At 64.4% G+C, this 16,425-nt stretch carries 23 protein-coding genes, 1 tRNA gene and 1 pseudogene; 7 read left to right on the top strand and 18 right to left on the bottom strand.

Translation table 11 applies throughout. The features are described 5' to 3' along the window. Positions 1-79: 79 nt before the first annotated feature. From ACFTSF_RS01925 to ACFTSF_RS01915, 3 genes are read right to left on the bottom strand one after another with little or no spacing between them, the layout of a single operon-like run. Positions 80-1,249, bottom strand: a complete 1,170-nt coding sequence (locus tag ACFTSF_RS01925) for a hypothetical protein (protein ID WP_380152024.1) — start codon at positions 1,247-1,249, stop codon at positions 80-82. After that, positions 1,246-1,827: a hypothetical protein gene (locus ACFTSF_RS01920; protein WP_380152023.1), complete on the bottom strand. Its 582-nt coding sequence runs from the start codon at positions 1,825-1,827 to the stop codon at positions 1,246-1,248. The genes ACFTSF_RS01925 and ACFTSF_RS01920 overlap by 4 nt, the downstream gene beginning before the upstream one ends. A gap of 35 nt (positions 1,828-1,862) precedes the next feature. Beyond that, positions 1,863-2,417 (bottom strand): hypothetical protein, encoded by a 555-nt coding sequence (locus ACFTSF_RS01915; protein ID WP_344161629.1) that lies wholly within the window; start codon positions 2,415-2,417, stop codon positions 1,863-1,865. Positions 2,418-2,497: 80 nt separating this feature from the next. On the opposite strand from ACFTSF_RS01915, the gene ACFTSF_RS01910 reads away from it, so the two are divergent. Further along, positions 2,498-2,570, top strand: a tRNA-Arg gene (locus tag ACFTSF_RS01910). A gap of 92 nt (positions 2,571-2,662) precedes the next feature. On the opposite strand, the gene ACFTSF_RS01905 is transcribed toward ACFTSF_RS01910, so the two are convergent. Beyond that, complete coding sequence (locus tag ACFTSF_RS01905) at positions 2,663-2,824, bottom strand: hypothetical protein (protein ID WP_380152022.1); 162 nt, start codon at positions 2,822-2,824, stop codon at positions 2,663-2,665. A gap of 60 nt (positions 2,825-2,884) precedes the next feature. Here ACFTSF_RS01905 and ACFTSF_RS01900 point away from each other — a divergent pair, with 60 nt between their 5' ends. Further along, a complete protein-coding gene (locus ACFTSF_RS01900) occupies positions 2,885-3,415 on the top strand; it encodes a hypothetical protein (RefSeq protein WP_380152021.1) in 531 nt (176 codons plus the stop codon). Here ACFTSF_RS01900 and ACFTSF_RS01895 read toward each other — a convergent pair. From ACFTSF_RS01895 to ACFTSF_RS01885, 3 genes are read right to left on the bottom strand one after another with little or no spacing between them, the layout of a single operon-like run. Further along, positions 3,393-4,892 (bottom strand): HesA/MoeB/ThiF family protein, encoded by a 1,500-nt coding sequence (locus ACFTSF_RS01895; RefSeq protein ID WP_380152020.1) that lies wholly within the window; start codon positions 4,890-4,892, stop codon positions 3,393-3,395. The genes ACFTSF_RS01900 and ACFTSF_RS01895 overlap by 23 nt on opposite strands. Beyond that, positions 4,889-5,305 (bottom strand): hypothetical protein, encoded by a 417-nt coding sequence (locus ACFTSF_RS01890; protein ID WP_380152019.1) that lies wholly within the window; start codon positions 5,303-5,305, stop codon positions 4,889-4,891. Before ACFTSF_RS01890 ends, ACFTSF_RS01895 begins: the two co-directional genes overlap by 4 nt. Beyond that, complete coding sequence (locus tag ACFTSF_RS01885) at positions 5,292-5,582, bottom strand: multiubiquitin domain-containing protein (protein WP_380152018.1); 291 nt, start codon at positions 5,580-5,582, stop codon at positions 5,292-5,294. Before ACFTSF_RS01885 ends, ACFTSF_RS01890 begins: the two co-directional genes overlap by 14 nt. A gap of 137 nt (positions 5,583-5,719) precedes the next feature. Between ACFTSF_RS01885 and ACFTSF_RS01880 the strand changes: the two genes are divergently transcribed. Both ACFTSF_RS01880 and ACFTSF_RS01875 read left to right on the top strand, forming a co-directional pair. Beyond that, positions 5,720-6,967, top strand: a complete 1,248-nt coding sequence (locus tag ACFTSF_RS01880; RefSeq protein ID WP_380152017.1) for a helix-turn-helix domain-containing protein — start codon at positions 5,720-5,722, stop codon at positions 6,965-6,967. A 10-nt stretch (positions 6,968-6,977) separates the two neighbouring features. Next, a complete protein-coding gene (locus ACFTSF_RS01875) occupies positions 6,978-7,520 on the top strand; it encodes a hypothetical protein (RefSeq protein ID WP_380152016.1) in 543 nt (180 codons plus the stop codon). A gap of 383 nt (positions 7,521-7,903) precedes the next feature. Here the strand turns inward: ACFTSF_RS01875 and ACFTSF_RS01870 are convergent, their stop codons facing one another. Both ACFTSF_RS01870 and ACFTSF_RS01865 read right to left on the bottom strand, forming a co-directional pair. After that, entirely contained in the window at positions 7,904-8,287 is a 384-nt protein-coding gene (locus tag ACFTSF_RS01870; RefSeq protein WP_380152015.1) for a hypothetical protein, read from the bottom strand. A 14-nt stretch (positions 8,288-8,301) separates the two neighbouring features. After that, positions 8,302-8,853 carry an AbiV family abortive infection protein gene (locus ACFTSF_RS01865; protein ID WP_380152014.1) on the bottom strand — a complete coding sequence of 184 codons (552 nt, stop codon included), beginning with the start codon at positions 8,851-8,853 and terminating at the stop codon, positions 8,302-8,304. A 388-nt stretch (positions 8,854-9,241) separates the two neighbouring features. Between ACFTSF_RS01865 and ACFTSF_RS01860 the strand changes: the two genes are divergently transcribed. Next, the gene (locus ACFTSF_RS01860) at positions 9,242-9,745 is read left to right on the top strand and encodes a DinB family protein (protein ID WP_380152013.1); all 504 of its coding nucleotides are present in this window, start codon (positions 9,242-9,244) and stop codon (positions 9,743-9,745) included. A 239-nt stretch (positions 9,746-9,984) separates the two neighbouring features. Here ACFTSF_RS01860 and ACFTSF_RS01855 read toward each other — a convergent pair whose 3' ends face one another. The 3 genes and pseudogenes from ACFTSF_RS01855 to ACFTSF_RS01845 all read right to left on the bottom strand — a co-directional run. Then, complete coding sequence (locus ACFTSF_RS01855) at positions 9,985-10,614, bottom strand: glyoxalase superfamily protein (protein ID WP_380152012.1); 630 nt, start codon at positions 10,612-10,614, stop codon at positions 9,985-9,987. 62 nt (positions 10,615-10,676) lie between these two features. Then, entirely contained in the window at positions 10,677-11,165 is a 489-nt protein-coding gene (locus tag ACFTSF_RS01850; protein WP_380152011.1) for a MafI family immunity protein, read from the bottom strand. Further along, positions 11,129-11,260 (bottom strand): annotated as a pseudogene (locus tag ACFTSF_RS01845) (ClpX C4-type zinc finger protein); the annotation flags it as partial. The pseudogene ACFTSF_RS01845 and the gene ACFTSF_RS01850, both read right to left, overlap by 37 nt. Positions 11,261-11,370: 110 nt before the next feature. Between ACFTSF_RS01845 and ACFTSF_RS01840 the strand changes: the two are divergent. Continuing rightward, positions 11,371-11,820 carry an SRPBCC family protein gene (locus tag ACFTSF_RS01840; protein WP_380152010.1) on the top strand — a complete coding sequence of 150 codons (450 nt, stop codon included), beginning with the start codon at positions 11,371-11,373 and terminating at the stop codon, positions 11,818-11,820. Here the strand turns inward: ACFTSF_RS01840 and ACFTSF_RS01835 are convergent. From ACFTSF_RS01835 to ACFTSF_RS01815, 5 genes are all read right to left on the bottom strand, one after another. After that, entirely contained in the window at positions 11,796-12,152 is a 357-nt protein-coding gene (locus ACFTSF_RS01835) for a hypothetical protein (protein ID WP_380152008.1), read from the bottom strand. The two genes, ACFTSF_RS01840 and ACFTSF_RS01835, sit on opposite strands and share 25 nt — an antisense overlap. 24 nt (positions 12,153-12,176) lie before the next feature. Next, positions 12,177-13,181, bottom strand: a complete 1,005-nt coding sequence (gene pip, locus ACFTSF_RS01830) for a prolyl aminopeptidase (protein WP_380152007.1) — start codon at positions 13,179-13,181, stop codon at positions 12,177-12,179. A 13-nt stretch (positions 13,182-13,194) separates the two neighbouring features. Next, positions 13,195-13,857 carry a DUF6036 family nucleotidyltransferase gene (locus ACFTSF_RS01825; RefSeq protein WP_380152006.1) on the bottom strand — a complete coding sequence of 221 codons (663 nt, stop codon included), beginning with the start codon at positions 13,855-13,857 and terminating at the stop codon, positions 13,195-13,197. Continuing rightward, positions 13,854-14,435 carry a helix-turn-helix domain-containing protein gene (locus ACFTSF_RS01820; protein ID WP_380152005.1) on the bottom strand — a complete coding sequence of 194 codons (582 nt, stop codon included), beginning with the start codon at positions 14,433-14,435 and terminating at the stop codon, positions 13,854-13,856. The genes ACFTSF_RS01825 and ACFTSF_RS01820 overlap by 4 nt, the downstream gene beginning before the upstream one ends. 76 nt (positions 14,436-14,511) lie before the next feature. Next, complete coding sequence (locus ACFTSF_RS01815; RefSeq protein ID WP_380152004.1) at positions 14,512-15,078, bottom strand: hypothetical protein; 567 nt, start codon at positions 15,076-15,078, stop codon at positions 14,512-14,514. A gap of 76 nt (positions 15,079-15,154) precedes the next feature. Here ACFTSF_RS01815 and ACFTSF_RS01810 point away from each other — a divergent pair, with 76 nt between their 5' ends. Beyond that, positions 15,155-15,913, top strand: coding sequence for an SAM-dependent methyltransferase (locus ACFTSF_RS01810; protein ID WP_380152003.1), 759 nt, complete (start codon positions 15,155-15,157; stop codon positions 15,911-15,913). Between the two features lie 7 nt (positions 15,914-15,920). Here ACFTSF_RS01810 and ACFTSF_RS01805 read toward each other — a convergent pair whose 3' ends face one another. Next, complete coding sequence (locus ACFTSF_RS01805) at positions 15,921-16,244, bottom strand: nucleoside triphosphate pyrophosphohydrolase family protein (protein ID WP_380153069.1); 324 nt, start codon at positions 16,242-16,244, stop codon at positions 15,921-15,923. Positions 16,245-16,425 lie beyond the last annotated feature (181 nt).

Below are 16,425 nucleotides of genomic sequence, written 5' to 3'. Positions count from 1 at the left end.
CCGCTTTCCGGTCGACCTTGTGAAAATGAGAACGGCCCGCGTCGAGACGCGGGCCGTTCGGTGAAGATTTTTCGGCGAATCAGCTGGTCTGCCGCCAGATGTCGTTCAGGACCCGCTGGACGTCGGGCTCCTCACCCTCCCGGCCGGTCACCGCCATCCCGACCAGCCACCACTGACCACCACTCTGGAACGCCCGCGTCATCATCAGCGCGTACGGCTTGTCCTGAGTCGCCAACCAGGTCCGCTCATCCTTCGCGACCGTCGGCACCGGCACCCGGAAGCTCTTCGTCCACGCCTGGTCGAACGCCGCCCGATCCTTGACGCAGTCCGCCAGGTTCGCGCAGGCGCTGAGCGCGATCTGCAGGTCCGGCGGCACCTTCCGGCCGGTCGACTGCTCGTCGGTCTGGATCCGCCGATACGCAATCGTCGACGACTCACCCAGCAACGACACCGCCGGCGGCCGCGGCCACCCGATCGCAAACGGCAACTCCGCCTTCGTGACCACCTGCAGGTCGGCCCCCGCCGGATAAGTCGCCCCCATCAGCCCGGCCTTGCCGTCCGGCCGCTTGTACGCCGCCGTCGTAATCTTCGGCAGCCCTGGCAACAACACAGTCGACGGAAGCGCCCCCGGACTAACCGCCGCCGGCGGCGGAGCCGCGTCAGGCACTTCCTTCACCGCACTACCCACCGTCGCCCCCGCCGAATACACCACGGTAAAGACGACCAGTACGACGAGCACGGCCACCGCATAAACCCACCCACCCAGCCGAGCAACCACTCCACCGAGCGCGCCCCGCTCTTCCGCTCCAGCTGGTGCACCCTCGTCTGCCGGGACACCCGGTACGCCGTGCACTCCAGCGACTCCTGGTACGGCGGCCGGCGCGACTCCGCCGTACTGGCTGAGTAGCGAGCGCACTGCCTGCAGCGACGCGTCGTCGTTCCCCATGACTCCGTCGAGCGGATCAATCAGCCGCTCCGCACCCGACTGCCCAGGCACGAGCTGCGTGATCGCATACGGCCGTGCGGCACTGAAGTTCGCCGCCCACAACGGCGTCTCCGCCCGCCCCGGCTCAAGCGCCGCCTCCCGTGCCGCCTGCACCAGCCGCTCCTGCACCACCTGGTCCTCCGCAGTCAGCACCAGCGCGACAACCTCCATGCCCGTGAAGGCCCGTCCGCGCCACACCTCCGCCAGCGGATGCTCCAGCAGCAACTGCTCGAACTGGTACCCAGCAATCTCCGGCGCGTTCACTTCGTCTCCCAGATCGCCCGGTCCGCCACTACAGTCGCCGCCTGCCGCGCGGTCTCCGCCAACACCGGATTGGCCGTGTACTCCACCAGTACGACGACATCCGCCCGCTGCACGAGCACTCGCGTCGTGAACGACTCACCCGCCAACCCGACCGCCGTCTGATCACTCTTCGTCGGATAAGGCCGATCCGGCACCGAATCGAACGGCGACCGATCAAACGCCTTCTTCGCCATCGCCTCCGGCGTGTACGGCACCTCACCGGCCCCGGCGAGCTTCCCGCCGTACGGCGTGATCGTCACCTTCACCGAAGCCGTCGAGAACGTGGTCGCGGCCTGCCGCCCAGCGACCGCCGTACAGGTCACCGCACCCGTCCCCGACTGCAACAACCGCCCACTCGATGCCTTAGGCAACAGCGCCGACACGTCCCCGATCCGCGCACACAAGTCCGCGGCGAGCTTCCGCGCCGGCACCACATCGTCTTCCTGCACCGGCTTCCCCAGCGCAAACCCCACACCACCACCCACAACCGCAGCCACTCCGGCCGCGATCGCCGTACCCCGAACCACCCGACTAGCCATACCGCGACCTTAGTCAGTCCCAGGGCCGCAACCCGTCAGTCGAGCAGCTTCTGCACCGACCCGCCCGACTCACTCAACTTCGTCCCCAGCCCCTTCAGCGCCGTACCTACATCCGCCAGAATCCCCGACAGATCCTGCAGGTTCCCCGCCAGGCTCTCGATCTCGGTCGCCACCCCGCCGATCTGCCCACTCCCGTCGTTCAACTTCTTCGCCGCCGCATCCCCGATCCCCGGAATCTTGTCCAGCTCCCCCGCCAGCCCCGCCAACATCCCCGCCGCATCATGCAACCGGTCCTTGGCCGTGTTCATCGTCGTAGCACTCCCACTGAGCGCCCGCCGAGCCCCGCCCTCCCCGTCATCCCCCACCAAGGCCCCCGCCGCCTTCCCAGCCTGCTCCCCCGCCTCAGCCAGCCCAGACCCGATCGTCTTCAGCAACTCAGGCAACTTCCCGATAAACCCCACCGCCCCATCCGGCAGCCCCCGCACCAACTCCAGCACCTTCTGGAAGTCGTCCGAGTTCTCCATCACGAACCCGACCGCCTTCTTCACATCCCCCAGATCCCGCCCACCCAACAGCTCTTCAATGCCCATCCCCGGATGCTAGATCCCCACCCCCGACCCCGATTAGCATCCACACACCCTCTCCCTGTATCGTTACTCGACGTTGCCCGGCGCTCGTAGCTCAACGGATAGAGCATCTGACTACGGATCAGAAGGTTGGGGGTTCGAATCCCTCCGAGCGCGCTTCGTGAAAGCCCAGGATCAGCCCGCTGACCTGGGCTTTTGTCTGCCCAGTACACCCCCGCAGCCCGCTACGCGCGCTCCTACGTCGCGTGCTACGCCTGACTGCCCCACCCACCCTCCGACGCGGCTACCGCCGCTTCCCACCCCGCGGCTACCGCCGCGAACCAGCGGGCTACCGCCCGCCCGACCCCGGCGTGGATCCGCAGACCGACCGCGGTCTCGCGGCCGGCGTGACCGGCGCTCGTGACCATCACCCGCATCACCTACGATCTGGACGACATGCAGGCGCACCTAGCTCAGTTGGACGCCGACGCATGATCATCGAACGCGCCGACGCCGACGACCTGGGCGTCATCCTCGCCCTCCGCACCGAAGCCAGCGACTGGCTAGCCCAACGAGGCATCAACCAATGGGCAGTCGCATGGCCCAACCCCGAAGAACAGAACCACCGAATCCTCACCAGCATCGCGGCCGGCGAAACCTGGATGATCCGCGACCAAAACGAAGCCACCATGGGCACCGTCGCCCTCGACACCTCCTCCGACCCCCAGCTCTGGACCCCCGAAGAGCAGGCCGCCCCGGCCATGTACATGCACCGCCTGATCATCCGCCGCAAGCACGCAGGCCTAGGCGCCGCAGTCATGGACTGGGCATGCCACCGAGCCCAGCGACTCGGCCTCCATTGGCTCCGAATCGACCGACCCGAACTACTTTTACCTGGGCGGTGTGGCGAGTCAACACCGGCGCGGAGTGGCTCGATGACTAAGCAGCGGAACGTCCGCGACCGACAGTTGACCTCCTCACAGCCGGGGTCGCATCACATCAGCCGCCTCCAATACGCGTAGGCAGGTCTGAACCGTCTCCGAGTGCTAGGACCGAGTAGGGTCTGAGCCCGCACACATGGCAGTCCGGGTCGACATGCGGCTCTTGGACGACCAGTTGAGGGTGCCTTGGGCCTACCGGGCGACTCCTTAGGATGCGGAAGCCGACAGCAGGCCGACCCAGACCGGCCGCAAAGTGCATGAAGTCATTGACTGCCCATCCAACCGCCATTGAGTTCAGGGTGATGACGCTCGGCGCCTCGATACCAGGCTCATCGACATAGCGCTGGTTATGTCGCTGCTCGGCAGTCGCGACAGCCTCCTCAGCGAGTCTGGTTAGGTTGACTAGTTCGTTGCATCTCAGGCATCCGGGCTCTACACCAAGCGAGCGAATGACGCCGTAGGCGTCCTGCACGTTGCCACTGCGCGGTTCAACCACGACCTTGGAGCCGACTTGGAGGGTCGGGATCAAATATTGGTATGCGATCTGGTTGACCACGTCTCGCGCCAACATCGTGTCCGCGGCTAAGAAGACGAAGTCACACCCGATCAACTCACGAGCGACGGCGTCGTCCGCTACGTCACCTGCGATGGCGGAGATCTGGGCCAGCGGGTTCGCACCTCGGATGATCCGCGCCGCTAGGTCGACCTTCGTAGTTGGGCGATTGCGACCGAGTCGCCGAAGGAGCTGGCCCAAGCGACCGTCGCCGATGCGACCGGTGGCGTCCTTGGGGCAAGCCTCGGGAAGCCGGGACAGGTTCGATGCGCTGACTCGATCCGGATCAACGACGACAAACTGACCAACACCCAGTCGCGCTAGAGCCTGGACGATGAGCATGCCCACTCCGCCAGCACCCACAACTGCCACCCGCATTTGGGCTAGCCGTTCCTGGCCCGCGTCTCCGAAGACGAGAGCTTGTCGTGCGTACCGCGGCGCGGAGAGAGCTCTCGTGCCATCGCCGCTGGGTGCGTGTCCGTCATCGAGTGCTTCGAGACTCTCTCCGACAACAACGGTCGCATGCACGGGTACCCTAGAACCGTTTGGCATCCAGACATCACCAGCGAGCGCACCGTCTGCCAGTACGAGGCCACCGACCGGCGACCCGCTCACCGACAGCAGCGTCGGGTAAGCCCGCTCGTGGGAGTCTAGGTCCGGTCTGGAGAAGGCGACCTTTCCTCGTCCACCATGGTTGTGGACGGCGAGATAGACCAGTCCGGCGTCCTTGGCGCGACGCAAGTGGCGGGTCACGAAGCGGCCGTCAAGGTGTCTGTGGCCACGTATCCCGGGAACATAGTCGACACCCTCGGCCGCAGGGATTACCTCTCGAACGAGAAGGCGAAGCATCCCTTCAACAACGACCTGACCGCATAATAGAGCCGCACCATGCTCGCCGCCGTCGCCCGGAAACAAGTGCCGCTGGAGGCGCTCCCAATCGGGTGAGCGGAAGCGAAGTTGAACATGGGCCGGTGTCGCACCGGAGGGAAGGTCGTGAGCGGTCATCTGGTCATCACCCAATCGAGGACCTTGCTGACCTTTTGAGCAGCCGTTTGATAGGCGAAGGATCCTCTGGTCCGCCGCGAGACCTGCACCACCGGCCTGGGTGCCTGCTCAGCAGGCCACGACAACTGGGTGACCGCGAACCCTTCTCCGAGCGAGGCGCCGTCCAGCCGACTCAGATCCGCGCGGAGGAACATCGGGTAGATGTCGCTGCTCGGCAAGGTGAAGGGAAGCAAGAAGACCAAAAAGGTGTCGTCTTGAGCGTACGGCAGGCCGAGAGGGACGCCGGTCAGCTCTACCCATAGACCGCCCTGCCCGTCTGGACATGTGTTGGCGGTCCAGTCAGGGAAGGCGGTCTGGATGATCTGAAGGGCGCGCAATACCGCTGTTTTGGCGGCGGTGTCAGGAGTTGTCATCGCCAGGGATGGCCCAGAACTCGTCGCCGTCCTTCAGGCTCAGCTTCTTCTCATCCGGGACGATCTTCTGCTCGCCGTTCGGACGCACCTCGGACAGGACGAAGTCAGGCTGGATCGGCACGCCGGCGCTGATGGCGGCTTGCTTGATCTCAGCCCCCGTGGCGTGCTTGTCGGGCATGACGACGTACTGCGCGTTTACCGTGATCCTGACATGCTCAGACTCCGACCCGTGACCGTGAGGGTCATCGTTCGCTGCGGTCGTCGATGCTGTGTTCATGGGGGCACCTCGTGGGTGTAGTTGCGGTTATCGCAAGTCCTACGATGGCAGATAGTTGCGGAAATCGCAAGTGACAATCTTGCTTGTTTCGCAACTGGGTGCTAGGCAGCCTTGCCTTACCTGCGTAATCTGCGGCTGTGGAAGCAGAGCTCGGTACGCGGATCAAGACCCTGCGAGAGGCACTAGGGCTGCGCGCAAGCGACCTCGCGACACGCGTTGATCTGGACCCCACGGCGCTCTCGAAGATCGAGAATGGGCGGCGAGCCGTCAAGTCCGTGGAGTTGGCGCGGATCGCGCACGCGCTGCGTGTCTCGCCGCTTGCCCTGCTCCAACCCGACTCACTCATCGGGCGCCTTCCAGTCGCCGCAAGGCAAGCCGGCTCGACCATCGCTATGGGCGCTGCCTATGAGAGATTGGAGTCGCTCTCAGAACTTCACGTCGTGCTCGCCGACAACGGTTTCCCGAGCTCCCCGCACCTGCCATCCGTGCCCTCCGTGGATGGCATGTACTGGCTCGACGCAGCCGAGACTCTCTCTGCGTGGGCCCGGGAGAACCTACAGGCCTTACCGGATGGAGACGATCGGTTCGCGGCCCTGGTCGAGACTATCGAGACCACCTTGGGACTGGATGTCGTCGTCGAGGCATTCGACGGTGACCCACTGACTGGCGCAGCCATTACCGATCAGTCATTCCCCCTCCTATTCGTCAACGCGGCACACCCCTTGCCTCGATCGCTTTTCACGCTCGCGCACGAACTCGGACACGTCCTGGCCGGTCACAACGGGTCCACGATCACCCTCGACCGCGAATTGTCAGGCAGCACGGACGACGAGAGGATGGCGAACGCATTCGCCGCGGACTTCCTCATGCCCGAAGCCATCGTCAGGCAGACGATCGAGCAACAAGGCCGCCAGTACCCGACCCTGGTGCAGCTCGCCTACCGCCTCGGCGTGAGTTTCGAGTCACTCATCTACCGCCTCCACAACCTTGGCGTGATCGACGCCCGAGGCCGCGACAAGCTAAAGCGCGTCAATTGGCGAGGCATTGTGCTCGCCATATCTGAGCCCAGCGGGTTCGGCGGACTGAAGAAGAACGAGGCGGCAAGGTTCCAAGCGAGGTGGGTGACTCCGCCGCCCACGAATCCCCCCGCGATGCTGATCCAGCGCGCAACCAACGGCTATCGGAAGGGCGCCATCGGGGCCCCGGCGCTTGCGGACCTCCTCGGACGCGACACTCAGCCACTGCTCACTCAGCAACTGCTGGCGCAGCTGCAAGACGACCCCGATCTGGTCGCGGCGCGCGAGATCATCGATGCCGACTACGCGCCAGCCGCCGACGCCGACGCCGAGGACCCCGAGGAGCGCTTCTCGGGCATCCCCTTCTGAGGTGTCATCGGTGGCGGAACGTTGGTATGCCGACACAGTCACCCTTCAGCATTTCGCACACGCCGGCCGCCTGAGCGTCCTAGTCAACTATTTGATCACCTTCGATCCGCCCTATTGGACCCGAGCCGTGCACAGCGAGGTACTCGCCGGCTACGAAAGCAACGAAGCATGCCGCGACATCCTCGCCAGCTCGACACTAGCCAGCCCCGCCGACATCCCACCCGAACACCTTGTTGCCGTGTTCCAAACACAGATCGCACTTGGCGGCGGTGGCGTATCGGGGCTGGATCATTTGGGAGAGGCTGAGTGCATCGTGCTCGCCGACGTTGAGCACTGCGGCGTCATCACTGACGACAACGCTGCCTACGACCTTGTCAGTAGGCGGCTCGGTCCGGAGAGGGCTCAGGACACGATTGATGTACTGCGGGCCTCCGTCCGAGCAGGCCGAATCGACGCCTCAGAGGCCAAGCAAGTTGCCGACGGCATTCGCAACACCGGTCGACATCTGCGGCGCATACATCCGATGACGTTGCTCAGTAGCTACTTCGAATGATCCGCGGCTGGTGAGGCTGCCCGTCCATGGAAGGGCTTGAGTCCTAGCTCTACAGGGCGATGGCCCCCAGCCGATTGTCCCGACTGGTGCCGGAGCCGCAGCCCGCTGAGTGACCGCGGTGGTTCTGCCCCGCGAGCTGGCGCGGTAGCAGTCCTCGCCCCCCCACGCCGACAGGCTCGTGCTATTCAGCGAACCTCCGGCCCCTGTACCGCCGGATTGACCTCTTAAGGATCAACGCGCACCATCTGCGTTCACCCGATCCCGAAGTGCTCACCCGACCATCCAGGCCCGAGCATCCGCATTAGGCTGGCGGCTCGGCCCCGTCCCCTGGTCGCTCGATTGTCCGGGCAGCTATCAGGAGGACGAGGCAAGCATCGGTGACTTCAACCGATCGCTCGGAGCGCAGTAAATCGCTCAGCCGCCTCCACATGAAGTTCCACAGAGTTCGTCTCGTCCACCGCAATATCGTGATATCGATCCATGAGGCTCGCCAATGCCGTGCCTGCAACGATCTGTCCGCCATCCGGGGCCGTCACTCCGAGACTCGCCGGAAGCCATTCTCCAATCACATCTGCCGCCTCAGTCGCACCTCCTAGCAACCAGGCGCCGCCCTGAACGGGCATCAGCACCACCTGCACGCCCGGTAGGAAGTCGAAGACGACCACATCCTGCTTTCCCCACTTCTCATGTCGGGCGCGAGCCCAGGGGACGAGCGCACTCGACACATTGGCTACAGCCCTACAGCGTGTCTTGTCCATGAACGTCATCGGGTCCTCCGTGCTCAGCTGGTCGTGGGAGACGGCAGAGGCAACAGGGCGACAAGAGCCTGGGACATCGCCGCGGCCTGGATCGCTTCGGTTGCTTCCTCTTCCGTGACGACGGTTGGCTCAACGACCCCTGCGGTCGGGTCGGTGTCTACATACAGTCCGGTCATCTTCCGAGCGTGACGGCTGGTGACTTGGCCCCGGATGAATGCCTTCCACTCAGCGTCACCCAGAGGTTCGCGGCCCGGCCGCCCCGCGAGGGTGGAACTCACGAGGTCCGCGAAGGTCGCGAGGAGGGCAAGGGCGGACAGGACGTAGCCCAGCTTTGCTTGATGGCTCACGAACTGCTTGCCAAAGCTCTCGGCAGACGCTGCGGTCGGATCTTGCAAGACCGTCCGGCAGAGCAGCGCCTTGCCCGTCTCCTCCAGTGAGAGCACAGCGAGTGCGTGAGCCGTGGGGGCGGAGCCGGCCGTGAGGAGTTTCTCAGCATCGTCAGACAGGCGTGTGGCATTGCGTAGCGACGCCTCGATGATCTCAGTGAGGACGCGATTATCCGGAAGACTGGACACGGCTGGAGTCTAAGGTTTTGAGCCAGCTCGATGGAGTGCCACGACGAGCGGGCGAACCCTCGACGAGTATGCGACGACCGCAGAGGGATGTCCAAGGCAAAGGCTCGTCCCCCACTCGTACCCCAACGACCATTCAAAGTCTGACCGCCTGCGCTCCGGGGGGCTCATTGCCCCGCCGGGTGGTGTGCTTGCTTCTAGATGATGCAGGCTCCTACGGACCAGGAGGTTGGGGGTCGAATCCCTCCGAGCGCGCAAGAAACCCCAGATCAGGAACTTGATGACCTGGGTTTTGCATGTCCGGAGCCGGACTTTGCTAACGCTCTTGCTAACTCGGCACAAGGCAGGTGCGGTCGCCTCCTCGTCCGGCAGGTTGACTGTAGGCGTGGACATGAATAGAGAGCAGACCACGAAGCGCGAGCTGCTTGAGTGGCTCGATGGGCAGCGGGCGCATGTTGTGGAACAGGTCATGGCGATGCCGGCCGAGGCTCGCCGCCGCTCTCAGGTGCCCTCGGGCTGGACACCCCGAGGGGTCATCAGGCACCTGACCCTGGACGTCGAGCGTGTGTGGTTTCGAGCAGTCATGGCTGGTGAGCAGGTAGATCTTCCTCAGGGGTACGACGGCTGGACCGCGCCCGACCTCCAAAGCGACGAGGAGCTTCTCGAGCAGTACGCCGACGAGTGCAGGCTGGCCACGGCGGCTGTTGCCGAGTTGCCGCTGAACGCGGAGCCGGTCTGGTGGTTCGAGGGCAGCGGCGACCCGCCGTACTCCTCCCTGCGAGAGGTCTTGTTGCACGTGATCGTCGAGACGGCCACTCATGCCGGACACCTTGACATCTGTCGTGAGCTGGTCGACGGCGGACAGCACCTCGTCCTCGACGAGCCGACGACCTGACGAAACTCATGCCACGATCCGACCCTTTGGCTGGCGCAGATCACCTGGCAGATGACTGCCGCGCATCACCCGACGACTTGGCTCCGTCCCCCTGGCCGCTCGATCGGCAGGCCACCTACCGCGCTGACCTGGCGGCTATCAGGGGGACGGGGCAACTGTGGTATCGAACTGTCAGGCGTGTCGTTGGTTTCTGACCGGTTGGGTTCTTCAGGTCGTGGTTGACCGCAACCGGTCAGGCCTCAGCCGACGAAGGCGATTGCGTTGCCGTCTGGGTCGCGCACGATGAAGTCTGTGCCGCCCCACGCTTGTTTGGTCAGTTTCTGGACGATCTCGGCGTCGGCGGCTAGGTATTCCGCGTACAGCTCGCGTACGTTCGGCGTATCGATGAATGCCATGATGAGCTCTTGTCGTTTCGCGGCACCGGCCGCGAACACCGGCTCATATACGAGCTTCAGGTGCAGGGTTGCGCCGTCGCGCGATACCGATCCGTAGAACGGCGGATTGCCGTGCACGAAGTCGATGCGGAAGCCGAGCTGGTCCCGGTAGAACGTGGCCGCGGCATTGACGTCGGCGACGTACAGGACCGGTTTGGCGCTCGCGACTGCCGCGTCCGGAGTCTCCGGCTGCTCGCTGGTGGGTGGGGCCGCTTCGGTGCTTGCCTTGAGTTCGGCCCAGCTGGCGCAGCCGGCTTCGAGGGCGATGATCTCTTGGGCTTCGGTCAGGGGAAACTTCAGCGCGAGTGCTTCGCGGTCGGACAACGTGCGATAGCGCTCGAGCTGTCGGATGCGGCCGCCGATTGAGAAGTTCTGGTCGCGGTGCCAGCGAACGAGTAGTTTCGCTTGCTTCTTGTAGGTTTCGAGCTTGGGCATGGCGCTCCCTCTTCGGTCTTGAAGTAGGTGGGCCTTGCCCTTTCGGCTGCTGCCGTTGCGCCCTACGACCGGGGTTGAACCCGCGCCTGCGACATCGAGATTACCACAGCGAATTGTGCTCGTGGCGGTTCAATTGACACGCTCGGCCGCATGTCGGCGCGCTCTTCCGGCGAAATGGGGCAGTCATCCTCGGACAGGGCATCCGCCATCTGTTCGAGCGCGAGGCCCAGTTCGTTTGCATCGATGAACTCGGTGATCCAGACCTGGTCCTGGCGTGGCAGTCGGTCGTCCAGCCGGAGGTTCACTCCTCGCCGGAGAAGCGTTCCCAGGCGGATTGGCGGCTCATGCCTAGGGTTTCGCCGATCCTGGCCCAGGTCACCGAGCGGGAGCGGAGGTGCTGGACTCGTTCCTGTACGGCGTTCTCTAGTTGGCCGCGAGACAGGTGGAGTCGCGCTACGTCGGCCAGTAGTTCCTCGTCGGTCTTGCCGTCCAGTGGGGGGAACGGCTGTGTGGGCTGGTCTTTCAGGATTTGTTCGCAGAGGCCGACGCATTCGTCGCAGATGAAGACCGCAGGGCCGGCTATGAGCCGTTCCACCTCGGTCTTGTCCTTTCCGCAGAACGAGCAACGCATGATTGCGTCCGGCATGATGCCCCCAGTTCTGTCAGGGTTTCCCTGACGCATTTGTCAGGCTAAGCCTGACACGATTGGGATGTCAACCGCTGGACGCGACCGGGCGGGAGTGCTCAACTGATCGGGTGCGATTCAACGTGATCACTCGGGCGTCACCTGAGCAGGTACTCCGTGCTTTGACCGACTTCTCGGATCGTCGGGTTCAGATCTGGAGCCGGACGCTCGACCCGAAGACGTTCGAGGTGCGCGGGCTCGGTGACTCGTGGGCGGTGGCTCGGGAGAGCACGCCTGGTTCGCCGTTCTGGGTTGTCGCTCGGTACGACTGGTCCGACCCCACCGTCGTTCGGTGGACGGAGGAAGAGAGCAGTTACGGGGGCCACGGGTCGGGTTCGGTTCGGATCGCGCCGGGCGATGGTGGCGGCAGTCGGCTTGAGGTCGAGTGGAGTTCCAACGATCCCCGCCGTACCCGAGACAAGATCATGTTGTTCCTGCTTCACCACGGCCCGATGAACCATGTGATCTCACGCCTCTGGGCGAGCGCGTTGAACCGTTACGCGGAATCCCACTCGAAGTAGTCGGGGTCCGGGTCAACCGTGAACCGTACGGCGTTGATCGTCGTCATGCCGTTGAGCCAGGCCTTGGAGATTCTGTGCCCGCCGTCCATCAGGCGGCCGTCGGCCGACAGGATGACTGGGTAGCTGAGGTCGGCATTCTGGATGAGGCCGGCGTGGCGAGCGACCATTCGGCAGGTGACCGGCGCGCCTCCGAACCAGCAGTCCTCGTCGAACGCTTCGATGGCGTCGATCGGTACTGCCTCAACGGGGAGGTCCGCCGACAACTCCCAGAGACGCTCGGTCAGATAGAAGGCTCTGCCACCAGATACACGGCGTGAGTGTTTTTCAGGCATCGCACCATCATCGTCGGTTGAGCCTCAGGTCGCGCAGCCTTTTATGGCGTTGAGGGCTTTGAGGAGTTCTTCGAGCATGGTGCCGGTGAAGTGGCCGGCGTCGTTTACGACTATTAGGTGGCTGGTGGGCCAGGCTTTGTGGAGTTGCCAGGCTGTGTCCAGGGGGCCGGAGACGTCGTGGCGGCCGTGGATGAGGGTGGCGGGGAGATGGGCGATTCGGTGGAGGTTGGCTAGCACCTCGTTGTCGGCGAGGAAGCAGCCGTGGGCGAAGTAGTGGGTTACCAGGCGGGCGAAGACTTGTTGCCAGGTTGGGCTTTCGTGCACGAGTTGCGGGGTGTGATCGGGGGCTAGGGAGACGTGGGTGTCCTCCCACTCGCACCAGCGTCGGGCTGCTTCGTCGCGGACGTCCGCATCTGGGCTGGCTAGGAGTCGGGCGTACGCCGCGCTCAGGTCACCGCCGCGGTCGGCTTCGGGGACCAGGTCGACGAAGCGATCCCATTCGCGGGGAAATACTCGCCCCATGTCGCGGGTGATCCACTGGGTTTCGCGTAGGCGGCCAGATGTCACGGCGGCGAGGACCAGGCCGAGGACTCGTTCGGGATATCGCTCGGCGTAGACGAGGCCAAGGGTCACACCCCACGAGACGCCGGCCACGACCCATCGGTCGATGCCGAGGTGGACGCGCAACTGCTCGAGGTCGCGGATCAGGTGGTCGGTGGTGTTGGTCGTCAGGTCAGCCCGGTGGTCGCTCGCCAGCGGTCGGCTGCGGCCGCAGCCGCGTTGGTCGAGGATGACCGCCCTGTACTGCGCAGGGTCGAAGTACCGGCGCGTCCCGGCAGATGCTGGCGCTCCCGGCCCGCCGTGCAGCCACACGAGCGGGGTCCCGTCGGGCGAACCGACCGTCTCCCAGTAGACGGAGTGCCCGTCGCCGACGTCGAGATGTCGGGACTCGGTGGGCTCGATCGGCGGGTAGAGATCCATACCGGCATCTTGTCCGAGCCGCTGCCCGGTTGCCACGAGATATGGCACGGATGCAGCCTGGCTAGCTGTGCTCCGGGGAGGCGCCGCGATCAGGGCGACGTACGACGGGAGGTTTGGCGCCGTCAGGTCGCATCGTCGGCGTCGAACTGGGTGGCTGATTTGCCAGCAGGCGCTCGGCTCTGACTGCCAGGAGGTGTATCTCGCGATCGATGTCCGTGCCGTCGAGAATGAACTCGAGCGAATCCTTGTCGGTGTAGTAGCGGGAGATCAGCTGCTCGAGATCTGCTGCCGACGCGTTCTCCATGTGCAGACGTTTCGTGAGGGTGACTATGTCGGCGGCGTCCTTGCGGCGTTGGGCAATCAGCTTGGTCGCCAGCAGGAACTCGTCGGTGGCGTAGGTGATGTGCAGACCGGGTGCATCGGCGTGCTGGAGTGCGCCCTCCGGCAGCGGCGGCATCCACGCGCTGGCCCGGGTGTTCAGCCAGTCTTCGGGCAGCTTGCGCTGGATGGCCATCGCAAGCGCCTCCTCGACGACGGCATCGTCGCGTGTGATGGCATCGATATCCTCAGTACGACGGGGGTTGCCGTCCGAGGTCACGGCGATCGCGGCACCGCCGACCACGAATACGGCTGCTGCAATGTCGCGCGATTTCAGTCGCTTGTCGAGGTCCGCGAGTAGGTCGATGATCTCGGCGGCCGCGAACTCGTGGCGGGTGTTGCTCATGCGGTCACCAGGTCACGGGCAGGGACGAAGATGTTGGCATCTGCCAGGTAGTCCGGCGTTTGCTCGATGATCTCGTCGTACTCCAGGAAGGGATGCGCGGGGACCCATGGATCGGCGAGACCCTCGACTTTGGTCCATTGGGGTGAATCTTCGCCGGCTGCCTGGAACTCGCGGGCAGTCAGTACGGCGAGCAAGGTGTCGAATCCGGCCCGACCGGTCGTGGTGGGCGCTGCCTCCCACGCGGCTTCGGAGCCATCGCGACGGCCCAGCAGCAAGCGCAGGTGATCACGGCCTTGCAGGAGCATTCGCCAGGCCCAGTCCTCATCCCTTGCCTCGCGAATGGCTGTCGCCGTGTCGATCGAGGTCATGATCCGGTACTCATGCGCTGCCTGCAAAGCGCGTGCAATCCGGCCGGCTCTCAAGAAGAACTGCGCCGTGGGTTTGGTCCTGCCGGAGCGATAGGTGGAGAAGCGGGAGGCAGAGGTGCCGAGAGCAGTGGCAAAGGCAGCTTGAGACAACCCGCTCTCGGCGAGGGCGCGGTTCAGCAACTCAGTGACCGCCTGGCTGTCCTTGTCCATCTCAAGCTCTCCCGATGCGTTATCTAATCAGATAATAGTCTAGCTCCGCCGCCGAGCCAACCATTCCGCTCAGCGCCTAGACGAGTCCGTGGATCTCCCCCTCGCCCGCTTGGACCAGGTGGGCGATCTTCTGGAGCGTTTCGAGCGGTGTGAGGGTCGAGTTGTCAATGGGCGCGGACCATGGGCAGCGCTTGACTCGTTGGTGCTGGAGGTCGCTGATGAGGTGGGCCGGTGAGCGGTCCGCGTCTGCGGCAGTGCGCTGGAGAATTGCTTCTTCGGAGGGATCCAAGGTGAGGTGGAAGACCCGGCCTAGTTGCAGGAGGTCTGGAATGACCGGATTCAGGTCGATGGCGTCGTGGATGGCGTTGCCGGCGATAAGGACGTTCTCGTAGTCAGCGCTGAAGAACGATTGCGTGAGCTGCGCGGCTTGGCGCAGTGCGAGTGCGGTGCGGGCATCGTCGTACGGGAGATCCCAGTGCGGGTCGACCATCAGAAACAGTTGGTCGGTGTCGATCGCGGCGGTCCGGCCCCAGGTGCTGAGTTTCAGGTCGTGGCTCAACCGGAGAACGGTTGTCTTGCCCGAGCCGGCAGACCCGGAAAGGAAGACGGTCGTAGGCCGAGCTACCGGGACGAAATCACTCATGCCGAGCAGGATAGTTCCCGCTACCCCTGAGTGTGCGATGAATAATCGGTTGCTTGGGGTGGGGAGAGTTGAGCGCATGGATGACGCGGCGCTGGCGGAGCTGTTGAGGAATGGGCGGTATCCGCGGGCTGCGGGGTATTCGGGTCGGTGGATGATTGATGGGGGGATGGGGCCGAATCCGGTGTGGCAGGCGGAGGCTTTGAGTGAGGTGATGTCGCTTGGGGCTGGGATGCGGGTGCTTGATATGGGGTGCGGTACGGCGCTCAGTTCGATCTTCCTGGCCAGGGAATTCGGGGTTGAGGTGTGGGCGACGGATCTTTGGGTCAAGCCGGATGAGAATTTGCGTCGGGTGCGTGAGGCCGGGGTGGAACAGTTGGTGCATCCGGTTTATGCGGAGGCGCATGGGTTGCCGTTTGGTGAGGGGTTCTTTGATGCGCTCGTGAGTATCGGGGCCTATCACTACTTCGGGACCGATGATCTTTATCTCGGCTATTACTCACGGTTCGTGAAGCCCGGTGGGCAGATCGGGATTGTGCAGCCTGGGTTGGCGGAGGAGTACGAAGCGCTACCGCCGCCGCATTTGGCGCCGTACTGGAAGTGGGACTTCTGCGCTTGGCATAGCGCCGATTGGTGGCGGCGGCATTGGGAGAAGACTGGGTTGGTCACCGTCGAGGTCGCGGATCGGGTGCCGGAGGGGTGGCGGGACTGGTTGCAGTGGAATGAGGCGTGCGATCAGGACAACGGTTTGCCGGCACAGGAGGAGGCTCAGATGCTTCGGGCCGATGGCGGACAAACGCTTGGTCTGACACGAGTCGTGGCGCGTCGGAAAGACTGAGCGGCAACTAGCGGTTGTCACCGCTGCCGCCGAGCACGGCCCGCTGCTGCCGGTCGGCTAGTTTGGCGATGTTGCGCTGGGCAACATCTTCGAGTGGTACGTCGAAGTGGTCCGCTATCACTGCGATGTACCACAGGACGTCGCCGAGTTCCTTCGTCAGATCCTCGATATCCCACTGCGCGAAGTCGCTGTCGTGGTCGCGGACGATCTTCTTCGCCTTCTCGGCGATCTCCCCGGTCTCGCCGACGAGCCCGAGCAGGAGATGGAACAGCTCGTTCTTCTTGTCCCTGGGGGCGGCGGTGCGCAGCGCGGCTTGCTGGTACGCGTCCATGTCCACACGGCAACTCTAGGGGTCAGGTGCGTTGGAGGGACTCGGAACATGCCCATTGGTGTTGCCGGGGGTCAGAACGACTGCTGTGCTGGTGGAGAGGGGGTGGGGGTGCCGTGCGGGTCCGACAGTGGCTGGGGTGGATGCTGCGTGCTTGCCGGACTCTGGGTACCGACACGAGCTT

The sequence above is a fragment of the Kribbella sp. NPDC056951 genome (genome assembly GCF_042674205.1).
Taxonomy (GTDB): domain Bacteria; phylum Actinomycetota; class Actinomycetes; order Propionibacteriales; family Kribbellaceae; genus Kribbella; species Kribbella yunnanensis.
This window is presented reverse-complemented; position numbering and strand designations above follow the sequence as displayed.